This window comes from Helicobacter sp. 16-1353 (assembly GCF_003288815.1).
Lineage (GTDB): Bacteria > Campylobacterota > Campylobacteria > Campylobacterales > Helicobacteraceae > NHYM01.
The window spans coordinates 102,038-117,360 of sequence record NZ_NHYM01000001.1; the positions used below are offsets into that span (position 1 = coordinate 102,038).

Genomic DNA, 15,323 nt, shown 5'->3' on the forward strand with positions numbered 1-15,323 from the left:
TCTCTTGAAACAATTAAGATTAAAAATCACAGGAATGACCTGTGCTGCTTGCTCCGGCTCTATCGAGCGTTCATTTAGACGCAAAAGCTATATTGATAAAATTGAAGTTGATTTGATTAATGGTAGTGCGTTTATTATCTATGATGAAAAAACTGCAAATATTGATGACATTATTAAGCATATCCAAAAGCTAGGCTATGGTGCTGAGATTCTAAAAAATTCCCAAAAAAAAGATTCTAGTTATAATAATGACTATTTAATCGCCATAATCTTTGCTATCCCATTATTTTTAATATCAATGGGAAGTATGTTTTTACACTTGCATAATGAGATTCTAATATGTTTGATTGAGATAATACTACTTTTACCAATATTATATGCTGGACGAAATATCTACAAAAAAGGTTTTTTATCGTTATTGAATCTTGTGCCAAATATGGATTCGCTTGTTATGCTAGGAAGTGGTTCGGCTATTTTATATAGTTTATATATGATTATTTTATATATTTTAAATATAAATCAAGAGCTTTTACATAGTATATATTTCGAGAGTGCTGGGGTTATAATAGCTGTTATTATGCTTGGCAAGAGATTAGAGCATAAAGCCACAGATAACGCAAAAACGGGCTTGAAAGATTTAATAAATCTACTACCTAAAACGACATTAGTATTACAAAATAATAATATTGTAGAAAAAAATATTAAAGATATTTGCATAAATGATATTATCGTCATTCCAAAAGGTGCGATGGTTAGCCTTGATGGAATTTTAATAAATAATGAATGCAAGGTTGATGAAAGCCTAATAACAGGAGAAAGTAAGCATAAAAGAAAACAAAAAGGCGATATTATCCTTAGCGGAAGTATCAATCAAAATGAACAATTTATGCTAAAAGTGGTTGCTTTAGAAGAAGATTCTATGATTGGTAAAATTATAAATCTAATGCAAGGCATCAAAAAAGCCCCAATTGCTAGGATTGCGGATATTGTTTCTGCGTATTTTGTGCCGATAGTGATTTTTATATCAATTATTGGGGCTTTGGCTTGGTTTATTTATAGGGGCGATTTTCATTTTTCTTTTATTGTTTTAACCTCTACACTTTTGATTTCTTGTCCTTGTGCACTTGGATTGGCTACACCACTTAGTATTTTAGTTGCCACAAATAAAGCCTCACAAAATGCCATTTATTTCAAAAGTGGTGAAAGCTTAGAAAAAACCTCAAAGATTAATATAGTTGTGTTTGATAAAACAGGGACACTTACAAAAGGTGAGTTAGAGGTTATTGATTTTGTATTAAAAGAAAACAACTCTTTCTCAAAAGAACAAATCCTATCGCTAAGTAATGCATTAGAAAAAGCAAGCGAGCATTTAATTGCAAAAGCAATTATAAAATATATATCTAAGATTCCTAATATAAACAATGAATTAAAATCGAATGATGTAAAAACTAGTGTTGGACTTGGGATTAGCGGTATGGTAGAAAATCATCTAATAAAAATTGGAAATGCCGAATTTATAGGTTTAGATAAAGATTCTCTTATAGTCTCCAAACACACATTAGCATATATATCTATTGATGGTATATATTGTGGTGCATTTATCATAGCTGATAGCTTAAGAGAAAATGCAAAAATATTAATATCTAATCTTAAAAGCTTAGGCATTAAAAGTATCATTTTAAGTGGCGATAGCAAGGATTCTGTATCTAGTGTAGCGTCTTTATGTGGAATAGATGAATTTTATTACTCACAACTCCCTAATGATAAATTAAACTATATTACAAATCTACAAAAGGAAAATAATAAGGTTGCATTTATTGGCGATGGCATAAATGATGCATTGGCTATAAGCAAAGCAGATATTGGAATCTCCCTATCTCTTGCTAATGATATTGCCATCAAACAAGCTGATATTATACTCTTAAGCACTGACTTAAACAGCCTTTATAGGGCGATTGTATTATCAAAGAAAACATTAAAAAATATCAAAGAGAATCTTGCATTTGCATTTATTTATAATATTTGTGCTATTCCCATAGCACTTGGAATCCCATATTTATTTAATATTAATTTAGCGTTAAATCCTATGATTGCAGGAATCGCTATGGGACTTAGCTCTATTAGTGTTGTTTTAAATTCCTTGCGATTAAATAGGGCGATTTAGATAGATTCTGTATTATCTTAACACAAAAATAATAAAGTCATAGTATAATAATACTTCCAAAAAATTATTTTGGTTTAAAAGGAGATAAATAAATGTCTTTATATGATAGAAATTATACGAGAGATACTGCTATTGAGACAGAATATAGCGAAAATACATTAGTAAATTTTGTAAAACAAACTTATAAGTTTTTTGGTGCTTCATTGCTTTTTGCAACAATAGGAGCATATATTGGTATGGGATTCGCCCAATATATCACAAAAGGCGTATTTATAGGAATCTTTGTCTTAGAAATAGCTTTATTATTTGGTCTTATTTTTTTAAAAGATAAACCAATTGTAAATGTAATAATGTTGTTTTCATTTACTTTTGTAACAGGTGTAGCATTAGTGCCATTATTAGCGGGTATCTTACAGCTTCCTAATGGTGCTGGTATTGTTAGCCAAGCATTGTTAATGACTACAATAATTTTTGGCGTTATGTCTTTCTTTGCGTTAAAAACTAAGAAAGATTTGGCAAGTATGGGGAAAATGTTATTTATCGCATTAATAGTTGTTGTTATAGCAAGTGTTGTTAATCTATTCTTAGGGAGTCCATTGCTTCAAGTTATTATTGCGGGAGTTGGGGCGATTTTATTTAGTATATATATAGCATATGATACGCAAAATATTATAAGAGGTCGCTATGATAGCCCAATAATGGCTGCTATAAGCTTGTATTTAGATGTATATAATCTATTTATTTCATTACTACAAATACTTGGAATCTTTAGTAGAGAATAGATTTGTTATGCAGAATCATAGATGCTAATCTAAATCGATTAAGAGAGGGTGTTCGTGTAATAGAAGATATTGCACGATATGCCCTAAATGACAAAAATCTTTCAAAGAGATTAAAACACATTCGCCACATTACAAGAATCAATAATAAACATCTACTAGAATCAAGAGATATTAAAAATGATGTCTCAAAACAATCCATAGAAAGTGAAATAAAACGCAATAATCTAAAAGATGTAGCTATTGCAAACTTTAAACGAGCAGAAGAAAGTGCTAGGGTGCTAGAGGAATTATTAAAGATAGATTCTAGCGATTTGCATTCTAATATCCAATTTATAGATTCTGTGGATTCTGCGGTATTTAAACATATTAGATATGAATTATATGATATAGAAATAGAATATTTTCGCCTTATGGATTCTATAAAATAATACTACATATTTTCTTCAAACCATTGTGCTATATCACTTCTAATAGTATTTTTAAGCTGGATTCCACTCACAAAATCACTTTTTTGTGCCTTTTGTAAAAGTGTAACTGCACCATTTCTAAATTTACTTAAATATGGGTGGTCTATTTGCTTCCAATCACCTAAAAATACAATCCTACAATCTTGGGCAATCCTCGTTCCTATAAGCTTGATAGTAGAATCTTGTGCATTTTGTGCTTCATCGAAAATAACAAATTTTTTCCCTATGCTCACACCTCTTGCGTGAGCTATATCCATAACCTCAATATTATGTTTTTTAATAAAATACTCAGTTGCATCGCATTTCTGTATGGTATTTACATCACCGCTATATTCAATCTGCTTTGCGATAGAACTTTCTTGAAGTTTATCAATGGTAAAATTAACCGCACTATACAAAGGATACATAAAATATCCTAATTTTTGACTCTCATCACCTTTGCGATAGCCAAGCTCCGCTTCCTTATCATTTGAAGTAATAGTATTTCTCATATATACGATACCATCGACTATGCCTTTTTTTACAAGGGTAATTCCAGCTTGTAAGGATATTAATGTTTTTCCGCTACCTGTGCTTCCTGTTACAATGCTAACTTTATTCTTAGGGTGAATTAAAAGCGTATAAAGTAGCTTTTGCTCTAGATTTATCGGGCGAATATATGGGCTATTTTCTTCTATGATAACATCTAGATTCTGCTCTTCGAATCTACCATCAATCTTAAAACCAAATCGCTTTTTGCCTGTTAGATAAAGTGAGCTATCGGTATTATCTTCTTCTTGTAACTCAATAATACTCCAATCTTTTAATCCCTGAAATACTGCATTATTCTCTAGATTTACAACACTAGAATCTTTATGCAAATTTAATGTAAATAAGAAATTAATATCACTTGGATTTTCCACTCTATTTCTAAAAATAGATTCTGCTTTTATCCCTTGAGAAATAGCCTTTATCCGCAAAGAAACATCATTTGTTAAAAGATGAAATCCATAATCCTTTGCAATCTCTAAGATTCTGCTATCATTTAGCCCATAATCTAGATTCTGGGTTTTATATTTTGGGCGATAGATAATAAAAATAGGAAATTCCAAAGCCCTTGTGTTGAAATTCATTTGATAGACCATATCATCAATTTTGCCGATATTCTTCTTTTTTACAACACAATGCGAATTTATAGCACGAAAAAATTCTCTACTAAAATATCCTAACTCATTTTGCAAATCTTTTTTCTTATCCAATTCTTGCAAAACAACTTCTGATATAAAAATCTCATTTTCTCCATTTTGATATAAATATGTTAGGTTTTCAATATCATCTAATACTATAGATGTATCCAAAAGATATTTTTTCTTAGCCAAATATATTTCCTTGTATAAATTTTAATAACTTTATAGAACAATTTCACTATAATTTTAGTATAAAATAAATTATAAGGATAAAAATATGAATGTAAAATTTAAAGGAACCCCTGTAACTTTAAGTGGAAATAGTGTAAATGTAGGTGATAACGCTCCTTCTGTATGTCTAAAAACTAAGGATTTAGGAACATATCAAGTAGGTGGCAAAAAAGATAAGATTCAAATAATAAATGTCGTTCCAAGTCTTGATACCCCTGTATGTGCTTTACAAGCAAAAACTTTTAATCAAAAAGCGGCGAATCTACCTGATGTAGAAATCAGTGTAGTATCTATGGATTTACCATTTGCACAAGATAAATTCTGCTCTACTCAAGGCATAAAAAATATAAACACATTGAGTGATTTTAAAGATAAAGAATTTGGAAAACAATATGGTCTTTTAATAAATGATTCCCCACTTGCAGGACTTCTTGCAAGAGCAATAATAATAGTAAATAAAGAAGGTAAAGTAATCTATAAGGAAGTTTGTGATGAGATTACAAGTGAGCCAAATTATGATGCTGCATTAAATGCTTTAAAATAATTTTATATAAATAGCTAGAGATTTTCTCTAGTTATATAACCCACAAATATTTATAAATCCAAATAGCATAAGAATCTCTAGTAAAAATAAACTTTAGATATAATTTAGAATTATTTTTAGGAGAATATTTTGGACTACCTTGTCTTGTATAAAGACCCATTATTTAGCATTATAATAATCATAGCAATAATCGTATTAGTAGCAATAGCCGACTACACAAGAAATAAATATAAGCAAAAAGTAAAAAGACAATCATTGGGTGATTTTGCTAAAAATTTTGAATATTATGGCATTGATGATAATATAAGCGGATTGATGGAAATATCAAAATATCCCACCTCAACACTAACTTTTATTGCAGATATTTATGTTACAAATGGCAATTTTAGCGAAGCCATTAAAATATATCTCACCATACTTGATAAAACGCAGAATCTTAAAGATAAAATGGAGGTTTTAGAGCTTTTGGGATTGGCTTATTATAAAGCTGGTTTTATGCAAAGGGCTAAAAATATATTTATTGAGATTCTAAAAAATAATCCAAGAAATGTAAAAGTTCTCTCACTCCTTATGCAAACCTATGAGATTCTAGGCGAATATAAAAATGCTTTTTCTGTAATATCCTGTCTTGAAGAATTGGACGAAAATATCGATGAAGTAAAAAAATATATGCAGATTTTAATTTTAATAAATGACAGCATAATGCCTCTAAAAGAGCGAGAAAGGGAGATTCTAAGGATAAATAAAGATAGTAAAATCACAAATAAAATTGTATTAAATTATCTCAAAACATATAATATTCAAGGATTCTGGGATTTGATAAGCAAAAGTGATAATATCTATAATTACATTGATATATTGTGGAATCTAAAAAATCCAAATCTAGATAAAATAAAAAATAACAAGCAAATAAGCGATGTTTATCGTGCAAAGGGCATTATTTGTGATGATATAAAATGCGATATTTTTGAGCTAGAAACACTTAGGGTTTTACATAAATATTCTAGTAAAAAGGGCAATCTTGGTTTTAAATATCGATGTAGTTCTTGTCAGGGAATCTATCCATTTGAAACGACTAGATGTCCTACTTGTGGCGAATTAGGAAGTATAAATCTAGTATTAGAGATTATGGAGGCAAAATTTGAAAAAAATTACTCTTTATTGTGATGGCTCATCGTTGGGAAATCCCGGCTTTGGTGGATGGTGTGCGATATTACAATACAATAAAAATCGCAAGATATTAAAAGGTGGGGAGATAGACACAACAAATAATAGAATGGAACTAAAGGCTGTTATTGAGGGATTAAAAAATATCAAAGAACCTTGTAAAATAGAGATTATAAGCGATTCTGGATATGTTTGTAATGGCATTAATAAATGGCTGGAGAATTGGAAACTTAAGGATTTTAAAAAAGTAAAAAATCCAGATTTATGGCGGGAATTTGACGCCCTATCCCAAAATCACAGCATAAAAGCAACTTGGGTAAGAGGACATAACGGACATAAAGAAAACGAGGAATGCGACAGCATAGCAAGAGAAGAAGCAAGTAAAATAAAAAATGCTAGTTTAAAAGATGAGTATAAAAGCCTTACAAAACAAGATTCAAATACAGCAATATATACAAACAATATAGATGTATTAGAATCATTCCAAAAAAATATTAAATATTTTTTCAAAGATAAGAATCTACTAACTCTCGCTCTTACGCATAAAAGTTATGATAAAAAAAATAATAATGAAAGATTAGAATTTCTAGGAGATGCTGTCCTTGACCTGCTCGTTGGGGAATATGTGTTTAAAAAACTTCCCAAAAGTGATGAGGGTGATTTAACGAAACTTCGTGCTTCAATGGTAAATGAATCTAGCTTCACCAAACTTGCATTAGCGATTAATCTAGGGGATTATTTATTCATATCAAATGCAGAAATTAGAAATAATGGCAGAAATAAACCCTCTATTTTATCAAATGCTTTTGAAGCATTAATCGGCTCTATTTACCTTGATGGTGGTTTAGAAAAGGCTAGAATCTTAAGCTACAATCTACTTGAATATGTTTATACAACCATTGATTTAGATAGTTTATTTAAAGATTACAAAACCTTATTGCAAGAGCTTACACAAAGCATTTGTGGTGTTATTCCGGAATATATTTTAGTGGATTCAAGCGGTCCAGACCATAATAAAAGCTTTATAATGAAGATTATTATAAATGGTATAGAATATGCCAAAGAAAGCGGAAAAAGCAAGAAAGAAGCGGAGCAAAATTGTGCGAAAAGAGCCTATGAAAGTTTTAAGAGAGAGAAGTTATGAATACATTTGGAAAGCTATTTAGAATCACCACATTTGGAGAATCTCACGGAAGCGGTATTGGCTGTGTAATTGATGGAATGCCAGCTGGGATTTTTATTGACTTAGAATTTATACAAGAAGAGCTAAATAGACGCAAAGGCGGACAAAACACATATGCAACACAAAGAAAAGAAGAGGATAGAATCCAGATTCTAAGTGGCGTATTTGAGGGATATTCCACTGGAATGCCCATTGGAATCTTTATTGAAAATAACAACACAAAAAGCAAGGATTACGATGGCATAAAAGATTTATTTCGCCCGGGACATGGTGATTTTACATATTTTCATAAATATGGCATTAGGGATTATAGAGGTGGCGGGAGAAGTAGTGCTAGGGAAAGTGTAGCTAGGGTTGCAAGTGGAGCATTTGCAAAACTAATATTAAGAGAATTTAATATAGAAACAAAAAGTGGAATCTTACAAATAGGCGAGATTCAAGCACAAAAAATAGATTTCGCAAATGCCAGAAAAAGTGAGATTTTTAGCCTTGATAAAGATGTGGAGAATCTACAAAAAGAAATAATAATAAATACAAAAAAATCCCACGATAGTATAGGAGGAGTGGCACTTATAAGTGCATTTAATATTCCCATTGGGCTTGGAGAACCGCTATATTATAAGCTAGATTCTGCGATAGGTGAGCTAATGCTTGGATTAAATGGCGTAAAGGCAGTAGAAATAGGCGATGGCATAAATAGTGCTAAATCATTAGGAAGTAGCAATAATGACCAAATTAGAAAAAGCGGATTTACAAGCAATCATAGTGGCGGAATCTTAGGCGGTATAAGCAACGGAGAACAAATTAATATAAAGGTGTATTTTAAACCCACTCCAAGTATTTTTAAACCACAAAAAACAATTGATGAAAATAAAAATGAGGTAGATTTAATGCTAAAGGGCAGACACGACCCTTGCATTGCAATAAGGGGAAGTGTAGTAGCAGAATCTCTACTTGCGATAATATTAGCAGATATGCTTTTATTAAATATGGTATCCAAAATAGAGCATTTAAAGAAAATATACAAATAAGCAGAATCTAATCGCTAATCTTTTTTAGGAAATCTTACATCTAAGATAATAATTACCAAAAAGTAAAATAAAAATATATTTTTAATAGATACTAATAGCAATTTTTATACATATTAATATTTTTAAATATAATATATTTGTAACATATATCACAAAAGGAGTTTATATGATTAGAAGTTTATTGGTTTTAACACTAATTTTCTCAAGTGGTTTTGCCTTTGATGGGAATCTATCGAAGCAAAAAGCGACTACAGGCATTAAACTACCTATTTATGAATGGAAACTACCTAGTGAAATGCAAAGTAATGGATATATCGATGAAAGCAAAATGCCAAAAGATTCTAAATATAGTGAAATGGTAATTTTAGGAAATAAAATCTTAAATGAAACGACAAAATACATAGGACCACAAGCCAAAGACAAAAAAAATAGATATGCAGGTAATAATCTATCCTGCTCGAGTTGCCACGCTTTAGGTGGCACAGAGCAATATCAATCATCTTTTGTAGGGATTTGGGGCAGATTCCCGCAGTATAGAGCTAGAAGTGATAGCATTAACACACTAGAAGATAGGATTAATGGCTGTATGCAAAGAAGTATGAATGGCAAACCTCTTCCAATAGATTCTAAGGAAATGAAAGCTATCCTAACCTATATGCAGTGGCTTTCTCAAGGAGTTCCTGTTGGGGCAAATATAAAAGGTCAAGGATTAATAGAGATTCCATATTTAGACAGGGCAGCAGACCCAGTAAAAGGAAAAATTGTTTATGATAATAAATGCCTCGTTTGCCACCAAGAAAATGGTGAGGGAATGAAAAATCCTGATATTGCAAATGGAGATTACTACATATATCCGCCACTTTGGGGAGATGATAGCTATAATACAGGAGCAGGAATGCATCGCCAACTTAAAGCCACAGCGTATATTAAGGCTAAAATGCCACAAGGAACTCCGGATTTAACCATTGATGAAGCTTATGATGTCGCTAGTTATATTAACTCACAGCCTCGCCCGATTAAAAAAAGTGGGGATAAAGATTTCCCTGATATTAGAGTAAAGCCTGTAGATGCGGTTAATGGACCATATCCGGATAATTTTCCAGAAAAACAACATCTATTTGGTCCATATAAGGAAATGTTAAAATAAAATTAATGGGGTATATCCCCATTTTTTAGTGGTTAAATCTAAAACTTTCTAAGCTTTTTAGCATTTTTTATTAAGATTATAAAATTTATAAAATAAATTATAAGAATTAACATCATTTTATAATCTCCTAATGCCCTGTAAATAATGTTTAGAATAGTTTCTATGTGGAATCTAGCAGTCTATTATTTACTAAATAATTTTCTTAAATTTACTTTTTTTTGCTAATATAATTTAATTTATTTTTTGAATGATTCCTAAAAATTAATAAATATTAAGGATTTCCCGTGACTCTAAATTTTTATGCTACTTTAGTATGTATGGTTTTAATTCTCCTAATTGGTCGTTTCGTTATTAAAAAAGTTGGGTTTTTGTATAAATATAGCATACCTGAGCCTGTTGTAGGCGGAATCTTGGTTGCCATTTTACTCCTTATACTAAATGCTGGATTTGGCATAGAAATTAAATTTGATAATTCACTAAAAGACCCGCTAATGCTTGCATTTTTTACTTCAATTGGGTTAGGTGCGGACTTTTCATCACTAAAAAAAGGCGGAAAACTGCTTGTCGTTTTTTTGATATGTGCTGCTGTGCTACTTGTTTGCCAAAATATTATTGGTGTTTTACTCACACAAATACTCGGCACAAATCCACTTCTTGGGCTTCTTGGTGGCTCCATCACACTAACGGGTGGACACGGCACGGGAGCGGCTTGGGGAGCTGTATTTTTAAAATCGCCTTATGATTTTTCACCTGCGGTAGAAGTAGCCCTAGCAGCAGCCACATTTGGGCTTATATCAGGTGGTATCATAGGCGGACCTGTAGCTAGGTATCTAATAAATAAAAATAATCTAAAGCCAAATGTTAAAGAATACGCAGATTATGAGGCAAAAGATGAGGATTACAAAGATGAAAGTTTGCTTTTTGAAACACCAAAAAAAGAGAAATTAATAACAGCCCATACTTTCATAGTATCTTTAGCATTAATCGCAATCCCAATGCTTATCGGCACACAAATAGCAGAAATGCTTAAAAACTCAAGTTTCACTTTACCTACCTTTGTATGGTGCTTGTTTATGGGTGTCGTTATAAGGAATGTAATACAAGGATTAAAGCTATACAAGGTTTTTGATAGAGAGGTGCAAGTTATCGGTGATGTGAGCTTATCTCTATTCCTTGCTTTTGCATTAATGACTATAAATCTACTAGAATTAGTAGGATTAGCAATCCCGATTCTAATCATACTTATGGCTCAAGTGGCATTTATGATTTTCTTTGCTATTTTTGTATCATTTAGATTCACAGGTAAAAATTACGATGCAGCAGTTTTAAGTGCTGGGTTATGTGGATTTGGACTTGGGGCAACATCAACTGCTATGGTAAATATACAAACGATTACAAATCACTATGGACCAAGTCATATAGCATTTATAATCGTGCCACTTTGTGGAGCATTTTTTATTGATTTAATAAATGCGGTAGTTATACAAGGTTTTTTACTTTTGCCATTTTTCCCTTAAGATTTCAAGGATTTTATCAATGATTTCTTTTGTGCCATTTGGGGAGATTTGCTTTTTTAAATCTCCGCTCTGTGTGGCTAAATCAAGCTTATCAATATAGCTTAAAAAATCCGCTACATTCAAATCGCTTTGATTTATTAAACCGCATAAATTCCGCTTTTTTAAAGCTAGAGCGTTGAAATATTGATGATTTTTCGCGGCATATGGATAGGGGATAAAATAGGCTGGGAGATTATTAGCACACAGCTCCCATAAACTACTTGCACCAGCACGAGAGACGCAAAAATCCGCTTTTTTGATTTTCTCAATTAGATTATTATCAAATGCAAATAAATCAACTTGTGGGGAATTTGGTGTGGAATCTAAAGCGGAATCAGTGTGTAAATCTGCGGATTTCATAGATTCTGTGGATTTAGATTCTACTTTAGATTCTATAGATTCTGTGGATTCTGCAAAATCTGTATGATTTGCGACCCTAAAGCCTAATTTTTGATATTCAGTTTGCATTCGCTCTAGGTCGATTTTCCCGCATTGATGAATGATATTTATCCCTTTTTTTTGTAAAATTGGGGCGAGTTCTAGGGCGAATGAATTTAGTGCAACCGCCCCTTGTGAGCCACCTAGGAATAAAATCGTTTTGATTTCTCTCCTTATCCTTGCGGCTTTAAAAAACTCCGCATTTATGGGGTAGGAAGTCAAAATTTGATTTTTTAGTCCTAAGTCAAACGAGCTAAAAACCGCCTTTGCAAATGGAGAGAGAATCTTATTTAAAGTCCCAATGTAGGCATTCTGCTCGTGTATAAATAGCGGAATCCCTCTCAACACCGAAGCACACGCCGCACCACCAGCGCTAAATCCCCCTACGCTAAGCACAAAATCGATTTTATGATTTTTTAAAATCTTTCCAGCTTTCAAAATCGCCCTAATTTGCAAGAAAATCGCCTTAAAAATCCTTAGCCCTCTTTTATTCACCACGCCAGTCGTATCTAAAAAATATTTCTCCCCAAAAATCTCGCTATTTTCAAACCAAGCTCTATCTTGCCCAGCATTCGAGCCGATGTAAATGCACTCTATCCCCATTTTACGACATTCCAACGCTAAGGCTTTTGCGATACTTAGATGTCCGCCTGTGCCGCCTCCAGTTATTGCTACATTCATTTTAGCCCCCATTTCACGGCATTTTAGCTATTAATTAGCTCGAAAATCCGCCAAAATAATAAAAGCGAAAAAATCAAAAATACCACTCCGCAGACCTTGTCAATGATGTCAAATAGGTGATTTGTGATGAACTTCCTAGCAAATGAGCCGATGATGATTACTAACATAAAGGCACTCACTAGCCCCAAAAATAGTAAGACTAGGCTTGAAAGGAGATTTTTCCCCATAAATGGCGCATAAAGGACGCCGAAAAATAAAATCGCCTTTGGGTTGGAGAGATTGACAAAAAGTCCTTTTAGATAGCCACCGCTTGGGTTTGTATCGCTTAAATTATCAGCTTCTTTTGACTTGGTGGATTTGCTAGATTCTGTGGATTCTAGGGGCTTAGCGGATTCGCTAGATTCTACGCTAGATTCCATAGATTTGCCTAATTCGCTTGATTTATCGTCCAAATCTAGTTTATTGCCCGATTTTTTAAGCAAGAGAAATGCCAAATACCCCAGATACACCGCCCCAAAGGCACTTAGAAGAATCTGTGCTAAATCCGTCCTAAAAAATTTTGTAAATCCAAAATATACAATTGTAAGGTAGAAAATCCACCCAGTGGCAATGCCTAGAAGCGTGATTATCGCTCGTTTAAAGCCACACCTTAAAGTCGTCTGCAACACCAATAAAATATCCGGTCCGGGCGTAATCGCCCCCAAAAATGCGATTATAAAAATCATCTCTAAAAAAATCTCCTTTATTTCTTAAAATTTATTAAATCTAGCGTTTTTAAAGTATTTCTCTAGCACCAAAAGGGCGATGATTTGCTCTCTATTTTTATCGAAAAACTGTTTGCAGTAGGCGTTTGCATTAAGCCTAATTTTATTTGCCAAGTCCGTATTTTTGGCATAAAATTCCAGCTTGTCAAACACATTTTCGTAATTTTCATCAATCTCAATGTAGTGAAAATCGCCCTTTAATTTCCCCTCCATAAACCAAGTTTCAAATTTGGGTTTTGGTGCTACTGCAAGGGAGTTTGAGCTCATAATCCACTTTAGATTACTCGCCACATCATTCCCCTCTAAAGATAATATAAATTTATGGCTCAAGTGCGTCTTTATACTCGCTTTTGGCTTTACAAATGCACGATTTTCTGCACTCACGCTTCCCGTATGCCCGATATCACAGCGTTTATCACTAAAATATTTCTTAAAAAACTCCACTCTATGGCGTTGATACACGCCCCCACGAAAATACAATAAATTATCCTTATCCTCGAATTTATAGGGGTCATTTATGAAAAGAAAATGGCGGATTTTATCCAAATTTAGCAAGATATTATTGGCGTTTTTTGCTTGAGATTCCAAGTTCCCATTTATCGGCACAATTGGACGGGATTTGCAAATGCTAGGTTTAGAAATAGCGTAATTCACATCGCCTCCCTCTAAAATAAAGCTTAGATTATCTTCGAAATATCGTATAAATTCATGCGTGTCAAAAAAGTAATTTAGCCCTTTTTTTGGGAGCGTGAAATTTATGATTTTAATAGGCGTTGATTTAGGCGATTTGGGGGCGGAATCTTTGGATTTTTTAGAGTCTAAATTCGTGGAATCTTTAGAATCTTTAAAATCTAGATTCGCCGAATCTAGCGAAGTTAATCTATTATAATAATTCACCCTATCTATTATATATCCATAATCCGCCCTATTTTTGGCGTTTTCCAAGAGCTTGTCCCTAGAATCTAAATAAAAATATTTATGCAAACTTGGCAAAAGCACTCTTAAAAATCTATCCCAAAAATACCGCCAAAGCCCCTTAATGTGGTAAAAAAATCGATTATTTTTCATATAATATCACGGAGTTTATTTGCGTCACTCATCCACTCTTTTAGGCTCTCAAAATCATTGCTTTCTATCATCTCCACCGCATTTTTAAGCTCATTTTGAAAGGCATTTATGGAGTTTAGAATCTCATCTTTATTCTGCTTTGCTATCGCCGACCACATAACCCCACTTGATTTTGAAATCCTACTCATTCCGCGAAAGCCCCCTCCAGCAATCGCCACAATATCTTGGGGATTTTCCTGCTTTAAGACCGTATTTGCCAACGCATAGCTTAAAATATGCGGCATATGACTGATAAACGCCGTGTGCCTATCGTGGGCGATTCTATCCATTTTTACGATATTCATTCCAAGATTTAGGCAAATCTCCCTTGCAAGTTCGACTTGATATTCCCCACTATCATTAATATCCACAAAAATCATAATTTGATTTTGATATAGCTCTTTGAAAGCTGCTTTTGGACCGAAATTCTCCGTGCCGCACATTGGGTGCAAACTCAAAAAATTCTTTCGTAAATGTGGCGGAATAGAAGCGATTATCTCTTTTTTTGTGCCACCAAAATCGATTATTAGCTGATTTTCTCGCAAATTTTTAATATCTTTGATAATTTGCACGATAGAATCCACTGGCGTAGCGATAAAAACCACATCGCAATCCAAAATTTCCTCCATACTCAAGCACTCATCTACAAGCCCCAAATACACGGCTTGACGCCTATGAATCTTATTTATATCATCGCCTACAATCGTGCTAAAAAGCCCACTATCTTTCAACGCCAATCCAAGCGACCCACCCATAAGCCCAAGTCCAATTATCCCAGCTTTCATTGAAAATCCTTTATATAAACATTCCTTAACAAATTTTAAGTAAAATTATAACTTTAAATTTATATTATCATATAAGAAAAAGTGAAAGCTATAAAATATAAAGGCTTAAT

The 15,323-nt window shown here is 32.8% G+C and carries 14 protein-coding genes; 9 read left to right on the forward strand and 5 right to left on the reverse strand.

Annotated features, from left to right (window positions below):
- Nucleotides 1-4 precede the first annotated feature (4 nt).
- The 3 genes from CCY99_RS00460 to CCY99_RS00470 all read left to right on the forward strand — a co-directional run bounded on the left by CCY99_RS00460 (nt 5) and on the right by CCY99_RS00470 (nt 3,374).
- Nucleotides 5-2,164 carry a cation-translocating P-type ATPase gene (locus CCY99_RS00460; protein ID WP_112059449.1) on the forward strand — a complete coding sequence of 720 codons (2,160 nt, stop codon included), beginning with the start codon at nt 5-7 and terminating at the stop codon, nt 2,162-2,164.
- Between the two features lie 92 nt (nt 2,165-2,256).
- Complete coding sequence (locus CCY99_RS00465) at nt 2,257-2,946, forward strand: Bax inhibitor-1/YccA family protein (RefSeq protein ID WP_112059450.1); 690 nt, start codon at nt 2,257-2,259, stop codon at nt 2,944-2,946.
- A 2-nt stretch (nt 2,947-2,948) separates the two neighbouring features.
- A complete protein-coding gene (locus tag CCY99_RS00470; RefSeq protein ID WP_258442867.1) occupies nt 2,949-3,374 on the forward strand; it encodes a thiamine-phosphate pyrophosphorylase in 426 nt (141 codons plus the stop codon).
- Nucleotides 3,375-3,376: 2 nt separating this feature from the next.
- Here CCY99_RS00470 and CCY99_RS00475 read toward each other — a convergent pair whose 3' ends face one another.
- Nucleotides 3,377-4,771, reverse strand: coding sequence for a PhoH family protein (locus tag CCY99_RS00475; RefSeq protein ID WP_112059452.1), 1,395 nt, complete (start codon nt 4,769-4,771; stop codon nt 3,377-3,379).
- 85 nt (nt 4,772-4,856) lie between these two features.
- On the opposite strand from CCY99_RS00475, the gene tpx reads away from it, so the two are divergent.
- The 6 genes from tpx (at nt 4,857) to gltS (ending at nt 11,399) form a co-directional block, all read left to right on the forward strand.
- Entirely contained in the window at nt 4,857-5,354 is a 498-nt protein-coding gene (tpx, locus tag CCY99_RS00480; RefSeq protein ID WP_112059453.1) for a thiol peroxidase, read from the forward strand.
- Nucleotides 5,355-5,483: 129 nt separating this feature from the next.
- Complete coding sequence (locus tag CCY99_RS00485) at nt 5,484-6,521, forward strand: hypothetical protein (protein ID WP_112059454.1); 1,038 nt, start codon at nt 5,484-5,486, stop codon at nt 6,519-6,521.
- Complete coding sequence (rnc, locus tag CCY99_RS10020; protein WP_112059455.1) at nt 6,496-7,665, forward strand: ribonuclease III; 1,170 nt, start codon at nt 6,496-6,498, stop codon at nt 7,663-7,665. The genes CCY99_RS00485 and rnc overlap by 26 nt, the downstream gene beginning before the upstream one ends.
- Nucleotides 7,662-8,735, forward strand: coding sequence for a chorismate synthase (gene aroC / locus CCY99_RS00495; RefSeq protein ID WP_112059456.1), 1,074 nt, complete (start codon nt 7,662-7,664; stop codon nt 8,733-8,735). The genes rnc and aroC overlap by 4 nt, the downstream gene beginning before the upstream one ends.
- A 166-nt stretch (nt 8,736-8,901) precedes the next feature.
- Nucleotides 8,902-9,882 carry a c-type cytochrome gene (locus CCY99_RS00500; protein WP_112059457.1) on the forward strand — a complete coding sequence of 327 codons (981 nt, stop codon included), beginning with the start codon at nt 8,902-8,904 and terminating at the stop codon, nt 9,880-9,882.
- A 284-nt stretch (nt 9,883-10,166) separates the two neighbouring features.
- Complete coding sequence (gene gltS, locus CCY99_RS00505; RefSeq protein ID WP_112059458.1) at nt 10,167-11,399, forward strand: sodium/glutamate symporter; 1,233 nt, start codon at nt 10,167-10,169, stop codon at nt 11,397-11,399.
- Here the strand turns inward: gltS and CCY99_RS00510 are convergent.
- Genes CCY99_RS00510 through CCY99_RS00525 form a run of 4 tightly spaced genes read right to left on the reverse strand, consistent with a single transcriptional unit; the run spans nt 11,376 to nt 15,213 of the window.
- Entirely contained in the window at nt 11,376-12,557 is a 1,182-nt protein-coding gene (locus CCY99_RS00510; RefSeq protein WP_112059459.1) for a UDP-N-acetylglucosamine--N-acetylmuramyl-(pentapeptide) pyrophosphoryl-undecaprenol N-acetylglucosamine transferase, read from the reverse strand. The two genes, gltS and CCY99_RS00510, sit on opposite strands and share 24 nt — an antisense overlap.
- 23 nt (nt 12,558-12,580) lie before the next feature.
- Nucleotides 12,581-13,282, reverse strand: coding sequence for a LysE family translocator (locus CCY99_RS00515; protein ID WP_112059460.1), 702 nt, complete (start codon nt 13,280-13,282; stop codon nt 12,581-12,583).
- A gap of 24 nt (nt 13,283-13,306) precedes the next feature.
- The gene (locus CCY99_RS00520; RefSeq protein WP_112059461.1) at nt 13,307-14,389 is read right to left on the reverse strand and encodes a glycosyl transferase family 90; all 1,083 of its coding nucleotides are present in this window, start codon (nt 14,387-14,389) and stop codon (nt 13,307-13,309) included.
- Nucleotides 14,386-15,213, reverse strand: a complete 828-nt coding sequence (locus CCY99_RS00525; RefSeq protein WP_112059462.1) for a prephenate dehydrogenase — start codon at nt 15,211-15,213, stop codon at nt 14,386-14,388. The genes CCY99_RS00520 and CCY99_RS00525 overlap by 4 nt, the downstream gene beginning before the upstream one ends.
- Nucleotides 15,214-15,323 lie beyond the last annotated feature (110 nt).

Excerpts from the sequence above, each read along its gene's own strand:
- CCY99_RS00465 (WP_112059450.1), top strand. The coding sequence starts at position 2,257 with ATGTCTTTATATGATAGAAATTATACGAGAGATACTGCTATTGAGACA.
- tpx (WP_112059453.1), top strand. The coding sequence starts at position 4,857 with ATGAATGTAAAATTTAAAGGAACCCCTGTAACTTTAAGTGGAAATAGT.
- aroC (WP_112059456.1), top strand. The coding sequence starts at position 7,662 with ATGAATACATTTGGAAAGCTATTTAGAATCACCACATTTGGAGAATCT.
- CCY99_RS00500 (WP_112059457.1), top strand. The coding sequence starts at position 8,902 with ATGATTAGAAGTTTATTGGTTTTAACACTAATTTTCTCAAGTGGTTTT.
- CCY99_RS00510 (WP_112059459.1), bottom strand. The coding sequence starts at position 12,557 with ATGAATGTAGCAATAACTGGAGGCGGCACAGGCGGACATCTAAGTATC.
- CCY99_RS00515 (WP_112059460.1), bottom strand. The coding sequence starts at position 13,282 with ATGATTTTTATAATCGCATTTTTGGGGGCGATTACGCCCGGACCGGAT.
- CCY99_RS00520 (WP_112059461.1), bottom strand. The coding sequence starts at position 14,389 with ATGAAAAATAATCGATTTTTTTACCACATTAAGGGGCTTTGGCGGTAT.
- CCY99_RS00525 (WP_112059462.1), bottom strand. The coding sequence starts at position 15,213 with ATGAAAGCTGGGATAATTGGACTTGGGCTTATGGGTGGGTCGCTTGGA.